This is a genomic window from Solwaraspora sp. WMMD406 (assembly GCF_029626025.1).
Lineage (GTDB): Bacteria > Actinomycetota > Actinomycetes > Mycobacteriales > Micromonosporaceae > Micromonospora_E.
In genome coordinates, this window is record NZ_JARUBF010000001.1 from 1,822,709 (window position 1) to 1,843,498 (window position 20,790).

17 protein-coding genes are annotated in these 20,790 nt (G+C 70.6%); 12 read left to right on the forward strand and 5 right to left on the reverse strand.

The window, feature by feature from the left end:
- Positions 1-163: 163 nt before the first annotated feature.
- From O7632_RS08395 to O7632_RS08430, 8 genes are all read left to right on the forward strand, one after another.
- On the forward strand, positions 164-2,233 hold the full coding sequence (locus O7632_RS08395; protein ID WP_278112844.1) for a beta-galactosidase: 2,070 nt from the start codon (positions 164-166) through the stop codon (positions 2,231-2,233).
- Between the two features lie 11 nt (positions 2,234-2,244).
- Positions 2,245-2,463: a hypothetical protein gene (locus tag O7632_RS08400; protein WP_278112846.1), complete on the forward strand. Its 219-nt coding sequence runs from the start codon at positions 2,245-2,247 to the stop codon at positions 2,461-2,463.
- A 13-nt stretch (positions 2,464-2,476) separates the two neighbouring features.
- Positions 2,477-3,895 (forward strand): GH1 family beta-glucosidase, encoded by a 1,419-nt coding sequence (locus tag O7632_RS08405; RefSeq protein WP_278112849.1) that lies wholly within the window; start codon positions 2,477-2,479, stop codon positions 3,893-3,895.
- A 104-nt stretch (positions 3,896-3,999) separates the two neighbouring features.
- Complete coding sequence (locus O7632_RS08410) at positions 4,000-5,070, forward strand: sulfite exporter TauE/SafE family protein (RefSeq protein ID WP_278112851.1); 1,071 nt, start codon at positions 4,000-4,002, stop codon at positions 5,068-5,070.
- 35 nt (positions 5,071-5,105) lie between these two features.
- On the forward strand, positions 5,106-7,394 hold the full coding sequence (locus tag O7632_RS08415; RefSeq protein WP_278112853.1) for a glycoside hydrolase N-terminal domain-containing protein: 2,289 nt from the start codon (positions 5,106-5,108) through the stop codon (positions 7,392-7,394).
- Between the two features lie 3 nt (positions 7,395-7,397).
- Positions 7,398-8,468: an iron chelate uptake ABC transporter family permease subunit gene (locus O7632_RS08420; protein ID WP_278112855.1), complete on the forward strand. Its 1,071-nt coding sequence runs from the start codon at positions 7,398-7,400 to the stop codon at positions 8,466-8,468.
- A 26-nt stretch (positions 8,469-8,494) separates the two neighbouring features.
- On the forward strand, positions 8,495-9,598 hold the full coding sequence (locus tag O7632_RS08425; RefSeq protein ID WP_278112857.1) for an iron chelate uptake ABC transporter family permease subunit: 1,104 nt from the start codon (positions 8,495-8,497) through the stop codon (positions 9,596-9,598).
- Positions 9,599-9,768: 170 nt separating this feature from the next.
- On the forward strand, positions 9,769-10,806 hold the full coding sequence (locus tag O7632_RS08430; RefSeq protein WP_278112859.1) for an iron-siderophore ABC transporter substrate-binding protein: 1,038 nt from the start codon (positions 9,769-9,771) through the stop codon (positions 10,804-10,806).
- Between the two features lie 174 nt (positions 10,807-10,980).
- On the opposite strand, the gene O7632_RS08435 is transcribed toward O7632_RS08430, so the two are convergent.
- Positions 10,981-12,303 (reverse strand): PQQ-binding-like beta-propeller repeat protein, encoded by a 1,323-nt coding sequence (locus tag O7632_RS08435; protein WP_278112861.1) that lies wholly within the window; start codon positions 12,301-12,303, stop codon positions 10,981-10,983.
- A gap of 74 nt (positions 12,304-12,377) precedes the next feature.
- On the opposite strand from O7632_RS08435, the gene O7632_RS08440 reads away from it, so the two are divergent.
- Complete coding sequence (locus O7632_RS08440; RefSeq protein WP_278112863.1) at positions 12,378-13,070, forward strand: ElyC/SanA/YdcF family protein; 693 nt, start codon at positions 12,378-12,380, stop codon at positions 13,068-13,070.
- Positions 13,071-13,225: 155 nt separating this feature from the next.
- Here O7632_RS08440 and O7632_RS08445 read toward each other — a convergent pair whose 3' ends face one another.
- Together O7632_RS08445 and O7632_RS08450 are read right to left on the reverse strand one after the other, a co-directional pair.
- Positions 13,226-13,738: a DinB family protein gene (locus tag O7632_RS08445; protein WP_278112865.1), complete on the reverse strand. Its 513-nt coding sequence runs from the start codon at positions 13,736-13,738 to the stop codon at positions 13,226-13,228.
- Positions 13,739-13,888: 150 nt separating this feature from the next.
- A complete protein-coding gene (locus O7632_RS08450; protein WP_278112867.1) occupies positions 13,889-15,466 on the reverse strand; it encodes a S8 family peptidase in 1,578 nt (525 codons plus the stop codon).
- A 329-nt stretch (positions 15,467-15,795) separates the two neighbouring features.
- Here O7632_RS08450 and O7632_RS08455 point away from each other — a divergent pair, with 329 nt between their 5' ends.
- Positions 15,796-16,335, forward strand: coding sequence for a hypothetical protein (locus O7632_RS08455; RefSeq protein WP_278112869.1), 540 nt, complete (start codon positions 15,796-15,798; stop codon positions 16,333-16,335).
- A 42-nt stretch (positions 16,336-16,377) separates the two neighbouring features.
- On the opposite strand, the gene O7632_RS08460 is transcribed toward O7632_RS08455, so the two are convergent.
- Positions 16,378-17,373, reverse strand: coding sequence for an acetylxylan esterase (locus O7632_RS08460; protein WP_278112871.1), 996 nt, complete (start codon positions 17,371-17,373; stop codon positions 16,378-16,380).
- Between the two features lie 19 nt (positions 17,374-17,392).
- On the reverse strand, positions 17,393-18,505 hold the full coding sequence (locus tag O7632_RS08465; RefSeq protein WP_278112873.1) for a LacI family DNA-binding transcriptional regulator: 1,113 nt from the start codon (positions 18,503-18,505) through the stop codon (positions 17,393-17,395).
- 340 nt (positions 18,506-18,845) lie between these two features.
- Here O7632_RS08465 and O7632_RS08470 point away from each other — a divergent pair, with 340 nt between their 5' ends.
- Positions 18,846-19,802, forward strand: coding sequence for an ABC transporter permease subunit (locus tag O7632_RS08470; protein WP_278112874.1), 957 nt, complete (start codon positions 18,846-18,848; stop codon positions 19,800-19,802).
- A complete protein-coding gene (locus O7632_RS08475) occupies positions 19,799-20,734 on the forward strand; it encodes a carbohydrate ABC transporter permease (RefSeq protein WP_278112875.1) in 936 nt (311 codons plus the stop codon). The genes O7632_RS08470 and O7632_RS08475 overlap by 4 nt, the downstream gene beginning before the upstream one ends.
- The last annotated feature ends 56 nt before the right edge of the window (positions 20,735-20,790 follow it).

A 20,790-nucleotide genomic window follows, 5' to 3' on the forward strand; every position in this document is an offset into this window, starting at 1 on the left:
GCGGTTGGCGGGTTGGTCGGGCGTCGACTTCCCCCGGTAACACCATTGACATCTGTCTCCGCCAACTCTAGGTTCGTCGAAACGCTTCGACACCGTTCCGACCCACACACTGGTGGCCCACACCCCCTGGGTCGGTGGCACCAGCCGTCACGGAGGCCCCGGGATGTCGCCACGACTGGGCATGCACACCCTCACCGCCGGGCGGGGCCTGCTCTTCGGCGGTGACTACAACCCCGAGCAGTGGCCCGAGGAGGTCTGGGAGCGCGACGCCGCGTTGATGCGCGCGGCCGGTGTCAACCTGGCCACCGTCGGCGTGTTCAGCTGGGCCCGGATCGAGCCGGAGCCGGGGGTACGCGACTTCGGCTGGCTGGACCGGGTGCTGGATCTGCTGCACGACGCCGGGGTGGCGGTCGACCTGGCCACGCCGACGGCGTCCCCGCCGCCGTGGATGGGCCACCGCTGGCCGCAGACCCTGCCGGTCGACGAGTCTGGACACACCCTCTGGTACGGATCCCGTAACCAGTTCTGCCCCAGTTCGCCGATCTACCGGAGGCGGGCCCTGGCCCTGGTCGCCGACCTGGCCGACCGGTACGCCGACCATCCGGCCCTGGCGCTGTGGCACGTCGGCAACGAGTACGGCCAGGTCTGCCACTGCGACGTCGCCGCACAGGCGTTCCGCGACTGGCTGCACGAGCGGTACGGCGACCTGGCCGGACTCAACGAGGCGTGGGGGACCACCTTCTGGAGTCAGCGCTACGGCGACTGGGCCGAGATCCTTCCCCCGCGCCGGGCCCCGTACCTGGTCAACCCGACCCAGCGGCTGGACTTCCAGCGGTTCACCTCCGACGCGCTGCGGGCGCACTTCCGGGCCGAACGCGACCTGCTGCGCGCCCGTACCCCGCATGTCCCGGTGACCACCAACTTCATGGGCCTGTTCAAGCCGGTCGACTACTGGTTGTGGGCCGGCGAAGAGGACATCGTCGCCAACGACTGGTACCCGGACCCGGCCGATCCGGACTTCCCGGCCCGGGCCGCGCTCACCCACGACCTGATCCGGTCGCTCGGCGGCGGCCGGCCGTGGCTGCTGCTGGAGTCGGCCACCGGCGCGGTCAACTGGCGCCGGCACAATCTGCCGAAACCCGCCGGGCAGCTGCGACTGGAGTCGCTGCAGGCAGTCGCCCGGGGTGCCGACGGCATCTGCTACTTCCAGTGGCGGGCGTCCCGCTTCGGAGCCGAACGATTCCACTCGGCGATGCTGCCGCACGCCGGCCCGGACACCCGGGCGCACGCCGAGGTCCGCGCGCACGGCGCCGAGCTGCGCCGACTCGCCGCGGTCGTCGGCGAACCGGTGCCGGCCCGGGTGGCGCTGCTGCACGACTGGCCGAGCTGGTGGGCGCTGGAGGAACCGGGCCGCCCCAGCGACCGGCTCAACGCCGTCGACCAGCTGTTCGGCTACTACCACCCGCTGTGGCGGCGGGGCGTCGCCGTCGACCTGGCGCACCCGGAGGCCGACCTGACCGGGTACGCCTGCGTGGTCGCGCCCAACCTGTACCTGATCAGCGACGCGGCGGCGCAGGCGCTCACCGGGTACGTGGCCGGCGGCGGGACGCTGCTGGTCGGCCCGTTCTCCGGGGTCGCCGACCCGAACGGGCACATCCGGACCGGCCGGTTCCCCGCGCCGTTGCGCGCGGTGCTGGGCGGCTCCGGCGAGGCGTGGCTGCCCGCCGCGACCGACCGCCCGGTGCGCTGTCGCTGGGCCGACGGACGGGAGTTCACCGCGAGCGTCTGGACCGAGTCGCTGCGGGTCGAGGGTGCCGAGGCGGTGGCGACCTTCGTAGACGGCGACCTGGCCGGGTCCCCGGCGGTGCTGCGGCACCGCCACGGCGGCGGCGTCGCCTGGTACGTCGCCACCATCGCCGACCCGGCACCGCAGGCCGAGCTGATCGAGCGGGTGCTCGTCGACGCCGGAGTCACCGGCGTGCTGGGCCACCCCGGAGCCGGTGAATCCGGCGTCGGGTCGGGCGGGTCGGGCGGCACGGCCGGGCCGGGCGAGATGCCGCCCGGTGTGGAAGCGGTCCGGCGGGGATCGGTGCTGTTCCTGCTCAACCACGGTGCCGACCCGGTCGACGTGACCGTTTCCGACCCGGCCACCGATCTGCTCACCAGCGAGCCGGTCAGTGGCCGGCTGACGCTCGCACCCCGCGCCGTGGTCGCGCTGCGGCCGCCGCGCTGACCCAGCCGACGGTGACCGGTGCCGACGGTGCCGTGTTCGAGGTCACTCGGGATGGCGGGCGGGTACGGGCCCGGCGTACCGGTGGTCAGGCGGCATCCTGGAGTCTGTTGATCGTCGGGGTGTCGCGGGCGGTGGACGTCACCGGCGGCCCGCTCGACGTCACCGAGGCGTGGATTCGGGTCACCGCCGACCCGACCACCGATCAGATCGAGATCGTGCTCAGCACATAAGGAGACCCATCACATGTCCGAATCGTCATCGACCGGCCGGTCCTTTCCGGGCAACTTCCTCTGGGGTACGGCGACCGCCGCCTACCAGGTCGAGGGGGCCGCCGCCACCGACGGCCGGACGCCGTCGATCTGGGACACCTTCGCGCACACCCCGGGCCTGGTCACCAACGGCGACACCGGCGACGTGGCCTGTGACCACTACCACCGGCTGGCGGAGGACCTGGACATCCTCGCCGAACTCGGCGTCGGCGCCTACCGGTTCTCGATCTCCTGGTCGCGGGTGCTGCCGCACGGCGGCAAGGAGCTCAACCAGAAAGGCATGGACTTCTACTCGGCGCTGGTCGACGGGCTACGGGCGCGCGGCATCGCGCCGGTGGCCACCCTCTACCACTGGGATCTGCCGCAGGAGTTGGAGGATGCCGGAGGCTGGCCGCACCGGGACACCGCCGAGCGGTTCGCCGAGTACGCCGGCCAGCTGGGTGAGCTGCTCGGTGACCGGGTGCACACCTGGATCACCCTGAACGAGCCGTGGTGTTCGGCCTACCTGGGTTACGGCTCCGGAGTGCATGCCCCGGCCCGCACCGAGCCGGCCGCCGCGCTGGCCGCCGTGCATCACCTCAATCTCGGTCACGGCCTGGCGGTACGGGCACTGCGGGCCACCATCGACCCGGCCGCCCAGGTCAGCGTCACCCTCAACCTGCATCATGTGCGGGGCGAGTCGCCCGCCGACGCCGACGCGGTACGCCGGATCGACGCTCTGGCCAACCGGGCGTTCCTCGGGCCGATGCTGGACGGGTCGTACCCGCGTGACCTGATCGACGACACCGCGTCGGTGACCGACTGGGCGTTCGTCCGTGACGGCGACGAGGCCGCCGCGCACGCGCCGCTGGACCTGCTCGGGGTGAACTACTACAACCCGGTGCTGGTCCGACAGTGGGACGGGGTGTCGCCCCGGTCGACCGCCGACGGGCACGCCGACGGGGCGGCTTCGCCGTGGATCGGGGTCACCGACGTCGAGTTCGTCACCCAGCCGGGCCCGTACACCCAGATGGGCTGGAACATCGACGAGACCGGGCTGACCGAGCTGCTGATGCGGCTGCACCGCGACCACCCCGGCCTGCCGATGATGATCACCGAGAACGGGGCGGCGTTCGACGACGTGCTCGACGGCGACGGACGAGTTCGCGATCTCCGGCGGGTCGACTATCTGCACCGGCACCTGAGCGCGGTGGCCGAGGCGATCGACGGCGGTGCGGACGTACGGGGTTACTTCGTCTGGTCGTTGCTGGACAACTTCGAATGGGCGCACGGGTACGGCAAGACCTTCGGCATCGTGCGTGTCGACCGACAGACAATGCGCCGGACCTGGAAGGACAGCGCCCACTGGTATCGACAGGTGGTGGCCGACAACGGGCTGCCGGCGGCCGGTTGAGCCCGGCCGCCGGGCCGGTTGACCGGAGCCGGCCAGGACTGACCGGAAGCTGTCCCCATCCGGTTCACCTATCGCCTCGATAATCCCGATCGACAAGCTAGACAATGCCGGGTCGGTCCGGCAGTCTCGGTGGGGTGGACTGGGTGTTGGTGTTGGCCGGTTGCGGCATCGGGATCATCGTCGGACTGACCGGCATGGGCGGCGGCGCACTGATGACTCCGATGCTGGTGATCTTCTTCGGCATCCCGCCGCTCGCGGCGGTCTCCAGCGACCTCGTGGTCAGCGCGATCATGAAGCCGGTCGGCGGGCTGGTGCACATCCGCCGTCGTACGGTGCACTGGTCCCTGGTCGGCTGGCTCTGTCTGGGCAGCGTGCCGTCCGCGTTCGCTGGCGTACTGCTGCTGCGGGCACTGGGCGACGGCGAGCGGCTGCAGCACGGCATCAAGGTGGCGTTGGGCGTCGCCCTTGTGCTGGCCGCCGTCGGCCTGGTGTTCCGCACCTACACGCGGATGGTGCAGCACGCCGCCACGCGCCGCGCCACCGCGACCGGCGGCGCCGGTGCCGCCGGCCCGGCGGGGAATGCGGCGGCATCGGCCGAGGCGCCACTGCGGGCCCGGCCGGTACCGACCGTGATCATCGGCGCGCTCGGCGGCCTGATCGTCGGGATGACCAGCGTCGGATCGGGGTCGCTGATCATCATCGCGCTGCTGATGATCTATCCGCTGCTGCGGCCATCGTTCCTGGTCGGCACGGATCTGGTGCAAGCGGTGCCGTTGGTCGTCGCGGCGGCGATCGGGCACCTGCTCTTCGGCGACTTCCGGCTCGACCTGACCACGTCGTTGCTGCTCGGGGCCGTACCCGGGGCCTGGATCGGCGCCCAGTTCTCGTCGCGCGCACCCGGTGGCCTGGTCCGCCGGGCCTTGACCCTGGTGCTGCTGGCCAGCGCGCTGAAGCTGCTCGGTGTGCCGGACGTCGCACTGCTGGTCATCCTGGTCGTGGCGGTCGTCGGCGGTTCGCTGGGCTGGATGGCGGCGCGTCGCCGGCACGGGCTACCGGCGCTGGCCCGTACCGAGCTGCGGGAGCGGGACCTGGCCATGACAGGCGTCTCGGACCCGGTACCGGCCAGTCCGCCGGACCGAACGGACCCGGATCTGGCCGGCAGCCGCCACGGGTGACGCGCGTCCCCGCGACGTCGACTAAGGTCGATACGATGCACCGGATCGACGACACCGCGCCCGCAGCCCGCTGGGAGGACGCGTTCCTCACCGGCAACGGAGAGTACGGGCTGATGGTGTACGGCGACCCGTACGCCGAGCGAATCGTGGTCAACCACCATCGGTTCGTGCTGCCCAACGGCACCCGCGACCTGCGGCCACCGGAGCTGGCCGGCGTGATTGACGAGGTCCGTGACCTGATCCTGGCGGGCCGGCGGGCCGAAGCGGGCCGGCTGCTCGGCGGCGGTCGGCAACTACTGTGGACCCAGTCGTTCCACCCCGGCTACGCGCTCACCATCGACGCCGACGCCGACGCCGACGCCGACGCCATCGACGCCGACGCCGACGCCATCGACGCCGCCGCCGTCTCGTCCGGGTCGGGCGGCCGGCTGCCCGCCGGCTACTCGCGTACCACCGATTTCACCACCGGCGAGGTGACCGTCGCCTGGGCCGGCGCCACCCGGCGGCGTGCCTTCGCGTCCCGGGCCGACGCGGTCGCCGTGGTCCGCCTCGACGCCGGACCGTGTCGCCTGGGGGCCACCGGCGACCTGCCGGGCCGGCCAGCCGACGTCGGCTACCAGACCTCGGCCTACCGGCATGCCGGCCACACCTTCCTGCGGGTACGCGGCACCTACCCGCCGGGCCTCGGCGCGTACGGCTTCGAAGGGCTGACCCTGGTGGTGGGCGACAGCGAGCTCGACGGCGACCGGATCGTGCTGGCCGGCGAGGCCCTGCTGCTCACCGTGCTGGACCGCTATCGCACCCCGGGCTGGGGGACCGAGGCGCTGCGCGCCCGGGTGGTCGCGCTCGCCACGAGCGGCGAGGCCGAGCCGTCGGAACGCTACGCCGAGCTGCTGGACCGGCACACCACCCGGCACGCCGCGATGTACCGCCGGGTCAGCCTCGACCTGGGGGTCGACGACGCCGATCGGCGGCGGCCGGTGGGTGAGCTGCTGGCCGCCCAACGGGCCGACGACACCCGGCTGGAGTCGGCGCTGCTGGAACGGCTGTTCCACGCCGGCCGCTATCTGTTGATCAGCTCCAGTGGGGTGCTGCCGCCCCGGCTGACCGGGTTGTGGCTGGCCTCCTGGGACGCTGCCTGGGCCGGTGACTTCACCACGGACGCCAACGTCAACCTGCAGATGGCCGGGGCGAACATCGGCGCGTTGCCGGAGGTGACGGCGGCGTACCGCCGGTTGATCGCCGGCCAGATCGACGACTGGCGGCGCAACGCGCGGGCCGTCTACGGCGGGCGTGGCCTGCTCGCCCCCGGCCGCACCGACGGTGAGCACGGCCACCTGTTCCACTTCTGCGACGAGTGGCCCTGGCCGGCCTGGCTGCCCGGCGCGGACTGGCTGCTCCACCCGCTCTGGGAACACCATCTGGTGACCGGGGAACCGCTCGGCGAGGTGGCCGGCTGGCTGGTCGAGGCGGCGGAGTTCTTCGAGGACTTCCTCAGCCGGGTCGGCGACGACGGGCGGTTCGTCGTCGTTCCCTCGTTCTCCGGCGAGACCGGGCCGTTGGACGACGACGGTCGACCGGTCTACCTGGCGGTGAACGCCACCATGGACATCGCCGCCGCTCGGCACGCCCTGCGGACCGCCGCCCAGGTCGTCGGTTCGCGCCGGTGGGAGCCGCTGCTGGACAGGCTGCCGGACTATCTGGTCGACGAGCGCGGCGCGTTGGCGGAGTGGGCCTGGCCGGGCTATCGGGCCGACGACGACCATCGGCACGTCAGCCACCTCTACCCGGTCTGGCCGCTGCGGGAGATCACCCCGGACGACACGCCGGACCTGGCCCGTGCGGCCCGGCAGGCGCTGCGGGTACGGGGTGACGAGAACTCGTCGGCGCACGGGAGCCTGCACCGGGCGCTGGTCGCCGCCCGGCTGCGCGACGCCGACCTGGTGGCCGCCAACCTCCGCAAGATCATCTGCGCGGACATGTTCTTCCGCTCGTTGATGAGCTCGCACAATCCAGGCCTGGAGACCTACAACGCCGACGCCGCCCACACCCTGCCGGCGATCCTGATCGAGATGCTGGTCGACGCGAAGCCGGGTTCCCTGCGCCTGCTACCGGCCTGGCCGGCCGAACTGCCCGGCGGAATCCTGCGGGGGGTCACCTGTCTGGGTCGGATCACCGTGGAGGAGTTGGCCTGGTCGCCGACCCGGGCTCGGGTCCGGCTGCGGGCGGCGGTCGCCCAACGGATCAGTCTCGTCAGTCCGTACGGGCACCAGGAGGTGGACCTGCCCGCCGATGAGTCGGTGGAGCTTGCCCTGCATACTTAGGCGATGCTTACCTCACTTCGTCCTGGACGAAGGGGGCATAGCGACGAAACGACTACTGACGGCGTTCGGGATTTTGCGCTCAGTCGAAAGCTCGGTGGGCTGCTGGTCGCCGTACTGCTGCTGGCGCTGACGGTCTTCGCCAGTCTGGCCCTCGGATCGCGCGACATCGCCCTGCCCGTGGTCGTCGAAGCGCTCCTCGACCGCGACCCCGCCGTCAACGACCATGTCGTCGTCTGGGACCTGCGGCTGCCCCGGACCGTCATCGGTCTGTTGGCCGGGCTCGCTCTCGGGCTCTCCGGAGCGCTGATGCAAGGCCTCACCCGCAACCCGATCGCCGATCCCGGGCTGCTCGGCATCAACGCCGGCGCCTCCCTGGCGGTTGTCGTCGCGATCACCTGGCTCGGCATCGGCACCACCGCCGGCTACATCTGGTTCGCCTTCGGCGGCGCGGCGCTCGCCGCGCTGCTCGTGTACGGCGTCGGGTCGATGGGCTGGGGCGGTGCCACCCCGGTCAAGCTGGCCATCGCCGGCTCGGCACTGACCGCGGTGCTCACCTCGTTGATCACGCTCGTGCTGCTGACCAACCTGCAGACGCTGGAGCGCTACCGCTTCTGGCAGGTCGGTTCCCTGGTCGGGCGGGACCTGTCCACCGCCCGTACGGTGCTGCTGTTCGTCGTCCTCGGCACCGTCGTGGCGTTCGTCTCCGGTCGGGTGCTCAACGCGCTCAGCCTCGGCGACGACGTCGCGCACGGACTAGGCCAGCACGTGGTCCGCGACCGCGCGACGATCCTCGCCGCGATCGTGCTGCTCTGCGGGTCGGCGACCGCCCTGGCCGGACCGATCGTCTTCGTCGGTCTGGTGGTGCCGCACGCCGCCCGTTGGATCACCGGGCCGGACTACCGGTGGATCATCGCCTACAGCGCGGTGTTCGGCGCCGCCGGGCTGGTCGCCGCCGACGTGGTCGGCCGGCTGATCGCCCCGCCCGGTGAGGTCGAGGCGGGCCTGGTCGCCGCGTTCCTCGGCGCGCCGGTGCTGATCGCGTTGGTCCGCCGATCCCGACTGGCCAGCGTGTGACCGGCGACCGGACAGCTGGAGGACGGGTGATCGGCGGCGGGACCGACGTGGGCCGGTCGGGTGGCGACCGCACCCGAGGCGTCCAGCTGTCCGCCAAGGGTGAGGTGGCCGGCCTGCGGCGGCTGCGGTGGCGGCGCCGTCTGCGGGCCACTGTGGTGCTGGGCGTCCTGACCGCGATCGTCGCGCTGTTCGCCGTTGCCGGCCTGAGCCTGGGTGCCTACCGGATCTCGCCGGCCGGAATGCTCGACACCCTCGCCGGGCAGGGCAGCGTCCGGGACGAGTTCATCATCGTCCAGCTCCGCCTCCCTCGCCTGGTCGCCGGGATACTCGCCGGAGCGGCGTTCGGCCTGGCCGGCGGCATCTTCCAGACCTTGCTCCGCAATCCGCTGGCCAGCCCGGACATCATCGGCGTGACCGGCGGAGCGAGCGTCGCCGCCGTATTCGCGCTGATGACCCTCGGCGTGGGCAGCGCGGGTGTCTCGGTCGCCGCGTTCGTCGGCGCGATGGCCACCGCCACCGCCGTCTACCTCCTGTCCTGGCGGGACGGCCTGACCGGATACCGGTTCGTGCTGGTCGGCATCGCCGCCGCGTTCATGGCGCACGGGACGCTCGGCTATCTGCTCACCCGGGGCGAGGTACGGGAGGCGCAGACCGCGCTGGCCTGGATGGTCGGCAGCCTGGGCAGCGCCCGATGGCCGGAGATCGGTGTTCTGGCGGTGGCCATGGGAGTGTTGCTGCCGGTGCTGGTGGCGCTGCGACCGGCGTTGGGCCTGCTGCAGTTCGGCGACGACACCGCGACCGCGCTCGGGGTACGGCTGGAACGCAGCAGGATCAGCCTGGTGGCGCTCGCGGTGGCGTTCGCGGCGGTGGCGACGGCGGTGACCGGTCCGATCGCGTTCGTGGCCTTCGTCGCGATGCCGATCGCCCGCCGGATGATGCGCTCCGGGGGACCGGCGCTCGTGCCGGCGGCGCTGGTCGGCATGGTCGTGGTGACCGGGGCGGACCTGATCGCCCAACATCTGCTGCCGGGGAACGTCAAGACGCCGGTCGGCATCGTGACCGCCGTGGTCGGCGGACCGTACCTGCTGTGGCTGCTGGCGACGACCGGACGCGGTGGACGGACCGCGTGAGGCCTCGGTCCGGCGGCAGCCACACGCGACGTGCCGCAACGACGCTTTCCACAGTCGCCATCACGACTGCGTAACCACGATTACATAGGCTAGCCAAACCTAAGTTGCGCGTGGTTGCATGTGGCGACCATCGCGGATCGACCGCGCCTCGACCGCGCCTAGGAGAGACAGTGATCAGCAAAAAATTCACCCGCGTACTGCTTGCCGCCCCACTCGCCCTGATCCTGGGGGTGACCGCCTGCGGCTCCGGCGACGAGCCCACTGACGACCCGGCGACCGGTGCCAGTGCCGGCTCTGCCGCGTTCCCGGTCACCATCGAGCACGCCTTCGGCGAGACCACCATCCCGCAGACCCCGACCCAGGTGGTGGCGTGGGGATGGGGCAGCGCCGACGCGGCCATCGCCCTCGACGTGGTGCCGGTGGCCATCCCGTTCCAGAGCTACGGCGGCGACGCCAACGGCGTCCTGCCCTGGATCGCCGAGAAGCTGGAGGAGACCGGGGCCGAGCTGCCGACCGTGCTGCCGGACGCCCAGGAGCCGCCGTTCGACGAGATCGTCGCCGCCGAACCGGACCTGATCCTCGCCGTCTACTCCGGCATCGACCAGGAGCAGTACGACCTGCTCAGCCAGATCGCCCCGACGGTGGCATACCCGGGTGAGGCCTGGGCCACGCCGTGGCGTGACCTGGTCACCACGGTCGGCACCGCGCTCGGCAAGAGCGCCGAGGCGACGGCGCTGCTCGGCGACATCGACGCGCAGATCGCGCAGAAGGCCGAAGAACACCCCGAGCTGGCCGGCAAGTCGGTCGCCATGGTCTGGGACTCCGCCGGCACCTTCTACGTCTACAAGGAGGCCGACCCACGGGTCGAGTTCGCCCTCGACCTCGGGATGGAGGGCGCCGCCAGCGTCAACGAACTCGCCACCGACGAATCGACCTTCTACTTCACGATGAGCTACGAGCAGCTGGACAAGCTCACCTCGGACGTCCTGGTCTCCTTCGCCACCACCCAGGACGAGCAGGACGCCTTCCTGTCCTCGCAGGCCGCGCAGACCATGCCGCAGGTGCGGTCCGGCGCGGTGGCCTCCCTGGTCGGTGCCGAGTTCATCGCCTCGGTCTCGCCGCCGACCGCGCTCTCGGTCACCTGGGGCCTGGACGACTACGTCGCCGCCCTCGCCGAAGCGGCGGCCAAGGTCGACGCCGCGTCCTGATCCGAGCTTGATCCGCCGAACGCGGCGAACAGGCCACTGATCTGCGGGGCACTCCGGCCGGAGTGCCCCGCATCGCCGTCCGTACGGATCCCGTCCCGGGCGACCGGCGGTCAGGCCCGGTAGCGCCAGATCGTGATCGCCTCGGCGCCGTTGCGGCACACGATGGTGGTGGCGTCACCGACGCACCCGGAGACCGGTGCGGCGACGCTGCCGACCAGCTGGATCCGCTCGGCTGGCGGGGGCCAGCACCGCGAGCCAGGTGGGGCTCTGTTCGGTCGGCTGGCGGTAGCCGACAAACGTCGCGTCCCCTCGGCCTTCCAATTCGGTGTCCCAGGCGCTCAGCGGCAGCAGGGTACGGCCGGTCACCGGATCGACGATCCGGCCCGAACCGGAGGCTGTTCCGGACGACGCGCCGGACCCGGCATCGGCCAACGCCGCCGACTCCGCGCTGGCGGCTCCGCCGTCGTCGCCGGTCACGGTGAACGCCACCAGGTAACCGTCGTAGTCGACCACCAGATCGGCCCGGATCCGCCACACCAGATCACCGCTGAGGGGATCCACCGCCTCGATGTCCGATCCCGCCGGGAAGCAGATCAGCCCACCGCACTGGGTGATCCGGCCGGGCCCGTACCAGATCGGGCGGCTCCACCGGCGTCGTAGCGTCGACGGGTCGTAACCGGTGACCCCGAGCCCGTCCGCGCGCCACTGCCGCAGTACGAGCGTGCCGGCCATGGCCATCGGAGCGGATACCGCGCCCAGGTCGTCCACCCGCACGACCCGGCCGTTCCGCGCGTCGCGTACCTGGGCCCGTCCGTCGGTGCCGACCAGCACCACCTCGGCGGGTGCGCCGGCCAGCACCTCGGTCGACGCGGACAACTCGCTTCGCCACAGCTCGTCGCCGGTGGCCAGGTCCCGGGCTCGCAGGATCAGTTCCGCCGGCCCCGCCCGCCCCGACCCGGTCGACTCGGTCGACCCGGTCGACTCGGCGGGTTCGGCGGGTTCGGTGATCAGCGCGGTGGCGCCGTCCGTGGTGACGGTCAGCCCGGTCGGCGCTACCCATCGGACCCGCCCGGTGTCCGCGTCCAGTACCACCGTGGCACCGGTGCCCGGCCCGGACCGGGGATCGACCAGGATCACCTTGCCGGCCCGCCGGACCTGCCGCAGCCGCCAGCTCGCCGCGTCGTACGGCACCGTCCACAGGTGGTCACCCGACGAGGTGTCGTACGCCGAGAGCTGCCAGGTGGTGGCCGCGCCCCGCTCGGCGGCGGAGGTGACCAGCAGCCGATCGCCAGCGAGCAGCAGGTCCCGGGCCTTGACCCGGTGGAACGCGACCTCGGTCAGTGACGGACCGCTGGGCGGTACGGCACCGGCCAGTCCGAGCACCAGCACCAGCGTGGCCAGGAGGGCGACCGGGCGTGTTCGGGCGCGGTCCGGACGCCAACCTCGCGCCGCCCGCTCCGGTGACGGGCCGCGGGCCAGGCCCAGGTCGATGACCATGCAGCCACACTCTTTCCCGTGTCGTCGGATGTCCAGCGCCGGGCGCGGTGGAGCCTCCTGACCATAATTACGGCATGGACGACGCCAGAGCTCACCGGTCGCGGACCATTCGACTTCTGCGTGGCAAGCTGATCCTGGCCGCGGCCGTCGCGATCGTGTCGGCGCTGCTGGTGACCGGGAGCGGTTACTGGATCCGGGCGTCGGCGGCCGACCACGTCTACGACGTCGACAGTGTGCCGGCGGCGCCGGTCGCCCTGGTGCTCGGCGCGCAGGTCAGACCGGACGGTACGCCGTCGGAGTTCCTCGCCGCCCGGCTCGAACTCGCCCGCCGGCTGGTCGAGACGGACCGGGTCCGCGCGGTGCTGGTCTCCGGTGACCATCGTGAATGGAACTACGACGAGCCGGGCGCGATGCGCCGCTGGCTGATCGAACGGGGAGTGCCGGCCGACAAGATAGTGCAGGATCACGCCGGGCTGGACACCTACGACTCCTGCCTGCGCGCACGCCAGGTCTTCGGCGTCGAGCAGGCGATCGTGGTCACCCAGAGTTTTCATGTCGAACGGGCGGTGACGGTCTGCCGGCGGGTCGGCGTCGACGCGGTCGGGGTCGGCGACGATTCGGTGAGCCGGTTCGAGCGGGCCTGGCGGTGGGGCGCGTTCCGGGAGCGCTTCGCGGCGGTCAAGGCCGCGTACGACGTGCTGGTCGGCCGGGATCCGGCGTTGCTCGGTCCACCCGAGACCAGCGTCGACGATGCCCTACGCGACTGACGCGGCGCGACGGCGAGCTCACTCCACTGTTCGGCGCAGTGCCACGGTCACCAACGCCTGGAACGCCGACCGCAGTGGCAACAGCGGCGCGGTGCAGTTCCGCAACGTCAGCTACAACGCCCACACCGGCGCACGACAGCCTGCCACCCGGCGATTCAGTAGTATCCCTTGTGGCCGTCGAGTAGTTCCCGGATCACATCGAGATGGCCTGCGTGCCGGCCGGTCTCCTCGACCATGTGGATCACCATCCAGCGCAGCGACGCCGACCCCGACCGGTAGTCCGGATGGCGACCGGTCTGGTCCAGTGGATGCGCCGCGATGATCTCGTTCGACCGGGCGCACTGCCGCCCGTAGTCGGCGAGCAGCCGCGCCAGCGGCACGCCGTCGACCATCATGTCGGCGTCCTCCCGGGTCTGGTCGAACTGTGGCCCGTCCGCCGGCCCACCCAGGAACAGCACCTCGAACCAGGTGTGCTCCACCCAGCGCAGATGCGACACGATGCCGGCGACGGTCATCAGTGGTGAGGTCGGCAGCACCGCGCGGTGGGCGTCGACGTCCGACAGCCCGTCGCACTTGAAGTGCACGATCGCGCGCTGCAGGTCGAGCCAGCCGGCGAGTTGGGTCCGTTCATCGGCGTCGAACGGCGGCCGGTTTCGGGCAGGCGTCATGGTCGCCGACCCTAGTCACCCTCGTCGGCTGCCACACCTGGTTTCCGCCGGGGTGGGCCGGAAGACGCCGACGGCCATCCGGCGGAGACCTCGGTCCCCACCAGATGGCCGCCGTCCCGTTCGCACGCAGGGGCGTACGGCTGCCTCAGGTCACCTGGTCAGGTATCCCAGCCGGCCTTCGACGATCTGTCCCTCGCAGTTGCTGGCGATGGAGTCGAAGTGGTCGCCGCTGTTCATCCGGCACCGGTACAGCGTCGAGTACGACCCGGCCGGCGGCGAGCTGTAGGCGTACCCGATCAAGCCGACGATCCGCTGGCCTTCGCAGTTCGCGTCGAGCGACGTCATGTAGTCCCAGTTGCCGACCAGACACTGGTAGAGCGGGTGGGTACCGGCCGTCGGGCTGGTCCGCACCGACCCGGAGGAGTGTTCCCGCTGGTAGCCGGCGACCGGGGTGGTGCTGCTGATGTGGTCGCGGCCGTTCCAGAACCGGTAGAGGACCGCGGTCGGGGACGGGGCGCCCTGGGCGACGAAGAGCAGCCGGTTCGGGGAACCCGTACCCGGGTTGGTGATCTTGTTCGGGGTCGAGTTGCCGAACATCGTCGTGGCGACCTGCGCCGGGGACATGTTGGGGCTGGCGGCGAGGATCAGCGCCGCAGCTCCGGCCACGTGCGGAGCGGCCATGGAGGTGCCGCTGATCGTGTTGGTCGCGGTGTCGCTGGTGTGCCAGGCGGAGGTGATGCTCTGACCGGGGGCGAAGATGTCGGTGCAGGTGCCCCAGTTGGAGAACGACGCCCGGGCGTCGGTGCTGGTGCTGGCGTTGACGGTGATGGCCTCGGCGACCCGGGCCGGGGTGAAGTTGCAGGCGTCGGAGTTGCTGTTGCCGGAGGCGATCGCGTAGACGACGCCGTCGGCGATCGAGTTGCGGACGGCGTTCTCGACGGTGGCGTTCGAGCCGGCTCCGCCGAGGCTCATGTTGGCGACCGCCGGGACGCCGGTGGCGTGGTGACCGGTGACCCAGTCGACGCCGGCGGCGACCCCGGCGAAGCTGCCCGAGCCGGCGCAGTTGAGCACCTTGACGGCGATCAACGACACACCCTTGGCGACGCCGTACTGCGATCCGCCGATGGTGCCGGCGACGTGCGTGCCGTGCCCGTTGCAGTCGGTGTTGTTGCCGTCCCCGGTGGTGTTGGTGCCCCAGCTGGCGCGACCGCCGAACGTGGAGTGCGTGGTACGGATGCCGGTGTCGATGACGTAGGCGCGGACGGTGGACGCCGTCGTCGGATAGGTGTAGCTGTTGTCCAGCGGCAGGTTGCGCTGGTCGATCCGGTCGAGACCCCAGGACGGTGGGTTGATCTGGGTGGCCTGGGTGCGGACCACCCCGTCCTGCTCGACGTAGGCCACGTCGGGCCGGGCGGCGAGCCGCCGGGCCGCCGACTCGCTCATTGTCGCGGCGAAACCGGTCAAGGCGTGCGAGTAGACGTGGCGGACCTTCGCGCCGTACCGCGCCGCCAGGTCCGTGGTGCGGGCCTGGCTGCTGGCGGTCGCGTCGTCGGAGAAGACGACGATGTAGCTACCGGCGATGGCGTCGGGGCTGTCGGCCCCGAGGATCTCGCCGGTGGCGGCGAAGGCGGGTGCTGCCGTCGCCGAGATCAGCATGGCGGCCGCCGCGGTGGCTATCGCCCCATGTCGGGCCGCCCGGCTGAACCAGGACGAACGGGATCCACTCATCTACGTTCCCTTCTCGAGGTGTCGGCGGACGCCGACCTACCTGTGCTGCGGTTTGTCAACCGAAGGCAGGAGCGGGCCACGCGATTGGCTCGCATGGGCCACGAACTGCTGAGAGGAAAGCGGTTATGAACACTCACGACTTCGATGCATGTCTTTGCCAAAACGGAGATTAACTCAGGTCGAGATCGATGTCCAGAGTCGACTAATGACGGATAGTCCGAGATGGATCTGAATTGGGGCCTACTTGCCGGCATGTCCGAACGTGGTCATCCTCGGCTGGCGGCGATGCCCTAACCTCGCCATCGAGGGGCGACCGGAAGGCGGCGACCATGGACCACCGGCAGACCATGGACCACCGGCAGACCATGGACCACCGGCACTGGCGCGCAGTCGGCTGTCTGATCGCTGGCATCCTGTTCGCGGCGCTCGGCATCGGCGTACTGGCCGTCGGGACCGGCGGCTTCGGTGTCGGCGCGTTCGGGGCCCGGACCGAGACGTTCACCCGTATCAAATGCGACGAGCGACGGGTGAACAAGGGCGGTTCGGTCTGGCACTGCTACGGCCAGAGCCCGGACCAGGTGGTGGCGAACGACGAAGCGGCGCGGCGGGCGACGCTGCCCTGGATCGTCGCCAATCCTGACCATCGAGACCAGCCGGTCGGGCAGCGTCAGCGCACCCGCCTCACCTTCGCGGTATCGAACGGGACCGTGCCGGACGAGATCACCGCGACCCGGATGGCACCCTTCGGCGACCGCTGGATCGCGCACTCCACCCCAGTGCGCTCGGTCGGAGTGCTGATCATCGTCATCGGTGGTGGTCTCGTCGCCGGTGGCGTCTGGCAGCTGAACCAGGGCGCGGACCGCAGCTGAACCAGGGTGCTGACCGGCAACGCTTCCGACGAGGTCCGCTGGTCAGCCCAGGAGGGCACGTAGCCAGCGCAACTGGCGCCGGACCTGCTCGGCCTCGCCCCCTTCGTGGCCGTTGAACGGATAGACACAGATCTCCCGCGGCGGCGGCTCGGAGCGGCCGGCACCGGCCCCGTACCCGTTGTACGCGGCGAAGACGGTGCTCGGCGGACAGACCGTGTCACGCAGCCCGACCCCGAAATGGGCCGGTGCCGTCGCCCGCCGGGCGAACGACACGCCGTCGAAGTAGGACAAGGTACGCCGTACGGCATCCTCGGCGTCGCGGTGCACGGCCAGGTAGCGGGCGACGTCGCCGTACGGCTCGTTGTCGGTGATCTCGATCGCCCGCTGCCAGTGGCAGCCGAACGGCGCGGTGCTGATCAGCGCGGCCAGGTCGCCCACCAGGCCGGCGACGGCGAGTGCCAGCCCGCCACCCTGGCTGTTGCCGGCGGCGACCACCCGGCTCGGATCGACCCCGGGCAGCGCGCGGACCGCCGCGACCGCCCGGACCGCGTCGGTGATCAACCGCCGGTAGTAGTACCCGGCCGGGTCTCCGATGCCCCGGGTCACCGGCCCGGGTCCGCCGGCCGCGCTGGGACGCGGATCCGGGGTGTCACCGCCGTTGCCGTACTGGTCACCCTGGCCACGCGAGTCCATCAGCAGGTGGGCGTAGCCGGCGGCGGGCCAGGTCAACCGCTCGTGGGGCAGCCCTCGGCCACGCCCGTAGCCGAGGTACTCGACGACTGCGGGCAGCGCCGTGTCGACCCCGGCGGGCCGGGTGTACCAGGCGTGGACCGGGTCGCCGCCGAACCCGGCGAAGGTGACCTGCCAGGTGTCGAGCAGTCGGAGGTCGGTCGGCTCCGGGCGGACGGCGAGCAGGACGTCCCGATCCGACGCCGCGTCGTCGAGGGTGGACTTCCAGAACACGTCGAAGTCCGGTGGCTCGGCGATCGCCGGGGCGTAGGTGCGCAGCTGCGCCAACGGCAGGTCGAACAGGGGCACGGGTCCTCCTCGTACAGCGTCAGATCGAGCGGGGCGGGATCGAGCGGGGCGGGGCGGTGCTCTCCCGGATCACCAGTTCGGTGACCAGGTCGATCCGGCTGGTCGACAACTCGGCGCCGCGCGCCAGGTCGAGCAGCATCTGGGCGGCGGTGCTGGCCATGTCTCGTAGCGGCTGGTTGACCGTGGTCAGGGCGGGTACCGTCCAGGCGGCGACCGGCACGTTGTCGTACCCGATCACCGACAGGTCGCCGGGGACGTCGAGGCCGAGTTGCCGGGCGGCGCGCAGCACCCCCAGCGCCTGGGTGTCCGAACCGGCGAAGATCGCCGTCGGCCGGTCCGGCCGGTCCAGCAGTGCCATGCCGTGCGAGTATCCGGCGGCCACGTAGAAGTCGCCCTGTCGGACCAGGTCGGCGGCGATCGGCAGGCCGGCTTCGTCGTGTGCCGATCGGAATCCGGCGGTACGGGCCTGCGCGCACAGCACGTCCGGCGGCCCGGAGATGATCGCGATCCGTCGGTGCCCGAGTTGCAGCAGGTGGCGGGTGGCGATCAGGCCGCCGTTCCAGTTGTTCGAGCCGACCGTCGGCACCGAGGCCGAGGTGGCGCTGTCGGTGTCGATCATCACGTACGGAATCAGCTGGCGGGCCAGCAGTTCCCGTTGCCGTTCGCTGAGGTGGCAGAGCACGAAGAGCACTCCGAGTGGCCGGCGGGCCAGGGTCGCGTCGAGCCACTCGTCCGGTGGGGTGTGGCGGCCGCCGAGCTGGCTCAGGTGCAGGCCGATGCCGGCTACGCTGGCCACCGTCTCGACCGCCCGGATGATCTCCATCGCCCAGAGCGAGTCCAGTTCGTGAAACACCAGGTCGATCTGGTCGTGACGGATCGGCGGCCGGCGGGCCCGGCGGCGGTACTGGTGGCGGTCGAGGCTGGCCTCGACCCGGGCTCTGGTCTGCGGTGCCACGTCCGACCTACCATTGAGAACCTTGGATACGGTGGTGATCGAGACGCCGACCTCGCCGGCGATGGTGGCGATGGTGGCCGGTGAGGGCTGTCGGGTGCCGTCGCTCGGTCGTCGGGCCGGTGGGTCGAGCGGGTGTGGTTGGGGGTGCGGCTCAGCGAGTGGTGGTGCCTCTGTCATGCATACCTCACGAATGGTTACCGAAACTTCCGGCCATGATCCTGCTGGTGGACTCGGTTCGACCGGCTTCTGGGCGCGATCCGGGCGATCCATGGACGCCTTCTTAGCGACCCGGCAGACACTCTATGCAGTTGAGCGTCTCGTCCGGTGACTCTTGACACACCATGCCGGGGAGTTTAGGTTCCCCGCAAGGTAACGCGCCTATTTCCGAAACTTTCGGAACTCATGTCGCATCGGTTGATCGCCCGCTGCCTGGGAGAACCCAACGGCGGGCCACAGGTGAGGGGTGGCAACTGGGATGAGCACACCCAGCACGATCGATGCGTCACCGTCTGCGTCGGTGCCGCTGCCGCCCGTCGACGATCTACCGCGACGTGCCCGGAGTCGACCCCGGTCGCGCGGTTGGCGACGGGCGCTGCGCCGCGATTGGCAGCTCTACTCCCTGGTCGTGCTCCCGCTGCTGTTCTTCCTGATCTTTCGCTACCTGCCGATGCTCGGCAACGTCATCGCGTTCCGGCGGTTCCAGCCCGGCGGCAGCGTCTTCGGCGAGTACTGGGTCGGCCTGCGCTACGTGCGGATGTTCCTCGCCGACCCGACGTTCTGGCAGGTCTTCACCAACACGTTGATCCTCGGCACGCTCACATTGGTTGTCGTCTTCCCGTTGCCGATCGTGCTGGCGCTGCTGCTCAACGAGGTACGAGCCCGGCGGATGAAGCGGTTCGTGCAGTCGGTGTCCTACCTGCCGCACTTCCTGTCGATCGTGATCGTCGCGGCGATGGTCATGCAGATCCTCTCCATCGACGGCACCGTCAACTCGATGATCCGGGCCTTCGGCGGCGACGCCATCCCGTTCCTGCAGGAGCCAGGCTGGTTCCGGACCATCTACGTCTCCTCCGAGGTCTGGCAGACCGTCGGCTGGGGGACGATCCTCTACCTCGCCGCGCTCACCACGATCGACCAGGACCTGTACGAGGCGGCCCGGATCGACGGCGCCAACCGGTGGCGGCAGACGTGGCACGTGACGTTGCCCGGGATCCGACCGACGATGATCACGCTGCTGATCCTGAACATCGGCACCTTCATGGCGGTCGGCTTCGAGAAGATCCTGCTGCTGTACAACCCGCTGACCTATCCGACCGCCGACGTCATATCGACGTACCTCTACCGGATGGGCGTGGTCTCCAGCAACTTCAGCTACGCCGCCGCCATCGGCCTGTTCGAGGCGTTGATCGGGCTGACCCTGGTGCTGTCGGCCAACCTGATCGCCCGCCGTACGGTCGGGACGAGCCTGTGGTGACCGTCGACTCCTCCCGCAAGCTCTTCCCGCCTACCCGCCGCCGACCGCGCCGACCGCGCGGACCCGACGACACCCGGGGCTACCGGATCTTCCGGATCGTCAACGGGGTCATCCTGACGGCGATCGTGATCGTCACGCTCTACCCGTTCGCCAACATCGTCGCCCGCTCGCTCAGCGAGGAGGGCTACATCCGGTCCGGCCAGGTCAACATCGTCCCGCGCGGGTTCAACCTGGACACCTACCGCCTGGTGATGTCCGACTCGATGTTCTGGACCAACTACCGCAACACGATCGTCTACACCGTGGTCGCCACGCTCATCTCGATCGTGCTCACCACCTGCTACGCGTACGTGCTGTCGAAGAAGGACCTCAAGGGCCGGGGTGTGCTGGTCGGCATCGCCGTGTTCACCATGTTCTTCTCCGGCGGCCTGATCCCCAACTACGTGCTGATCACCAGCCTCGGGCTGAAGAACAGCCTCTGGGCGATCGTGCTGCCCAACGCGATCAACGTGTTCAACCTGCTGGTCATGAAGGCGTTCTTCGAAAGCCTGCCGACCGAGTTGGAGGAGGCCGCCGCCGTCGACGGACTCAACACGTACGGCATCCTCTGGCGCATCGTGATCCCGCTGTCGAAGGCGATCATCGCCACGATGGTGCTCTTCTACGCGGTCTCGTTCTGGAACTCGTGGTTCACCGCGTTCCTCTACATGGACCGCTCCGAACTGTTCCCGGTGACCGTCTACCTGCGCAACCTGATCGCCGGGGCCACCACCGCCACCTCCACCGGAAGCAGCAGCGACAGCCTCGCCCAGGCCGCCGCGAACATCCAGTCCGTCACCATCATCCTCACCGTTCTGCCGATCATCATGATCTACCCCTTCATTCAGCGCTATTTCGTGTCCGGCATCATGCTCGGCGCCGTCAAGGGATAGCGCTGCGGACAGGACCGCCCCATTCACCCGAATGCCTTCCGCGCGCCCCGAAAGGA

What these genes read in the sequence shown, in the direction of transcription:
- O7632_RS08395 (WP_278112844.1), top strand. Translation starts at nt 164, where the DNA reads ATGTCGCCACGACTGGGCATGCACACCCTCACCGCCGGGCGGGGCCTG.
- O7632_RS08405 (WP_278112849.1), top strand. Translation starts at nt 2,477, where the DNA reads ATGTCCGAATCGTCATCGACCGGCCGGTCCTTTCCGGGCAACTTCCTC.
- O7632_RS08410 (WP_278112851.1), top strand. Translation starts at nt 4,000, where the DNA reads ATGCCGGGTCGGTCCGGCAGTCTCGGTGGGGTGGACTGGGTGTTGGTG.
- O7632_RS08415 (WP_278112853.1), top strand. Translation starts at nt 5,106, where the DNA reads ATGCACCGGATCGACGACACCGCGCCCGCAGCCCGCTGGGAGGACGCG.
- O7632_RS08420 (WP_278112855.1), top strand. Translation starts at nt 7,398, where the DNA reads ATGCTTACCTCACTTCGTCCTGGACGAAGGGGGCATAGCGACGAAACG.
- O7632_RS08435 (WP_278112861.1), bottom strand. Translation starts at nt 12,303, where the DNA reads ATGGTCATCGACCTGGGCCTGGCCCGCGGCCCGTCACCGGAGCGGGCG.
- O7632_RS08440 (WP_278112863.1), top strand. Translation starts at nt 12,378, where the DNA reads ATGGACGACGCCAGAGCTCACCGGTCGCGGACCATTCGACTTCTGCGT.
- O7632_RS08445 (WP_278112865.1), bottom strand. Translation starts at nt 13,738, where the DNA reads ATGACGCCTGCCCGAAACCGGCCGCCGTTCGACGCCGATGAACGGACC.
- O7632_RS08450 (WP_278112867.1), bottom strand. Translation starts at nt 15,466, where the DNA reads ATGAGTGGATCCCGTTCGTCCTGGTTCAGCCGGGCGGCCCGACATGGG.
- O7632_RS08455 (WP_278112869.1), top strand. Translation starts at nt 15,796, where the DNA reads ATGGACCACCGGCAGACCATGGACCACCGGCAGACCATGGACCACCGG.
- O7632_RS08465 (WP_278112873.1), bottom strand. Translation starts at nt 18,505, where the DNA reads ATGACAGAGGCACCACCACTCGCTGAGCCGCACCCCCAACCACACCCG.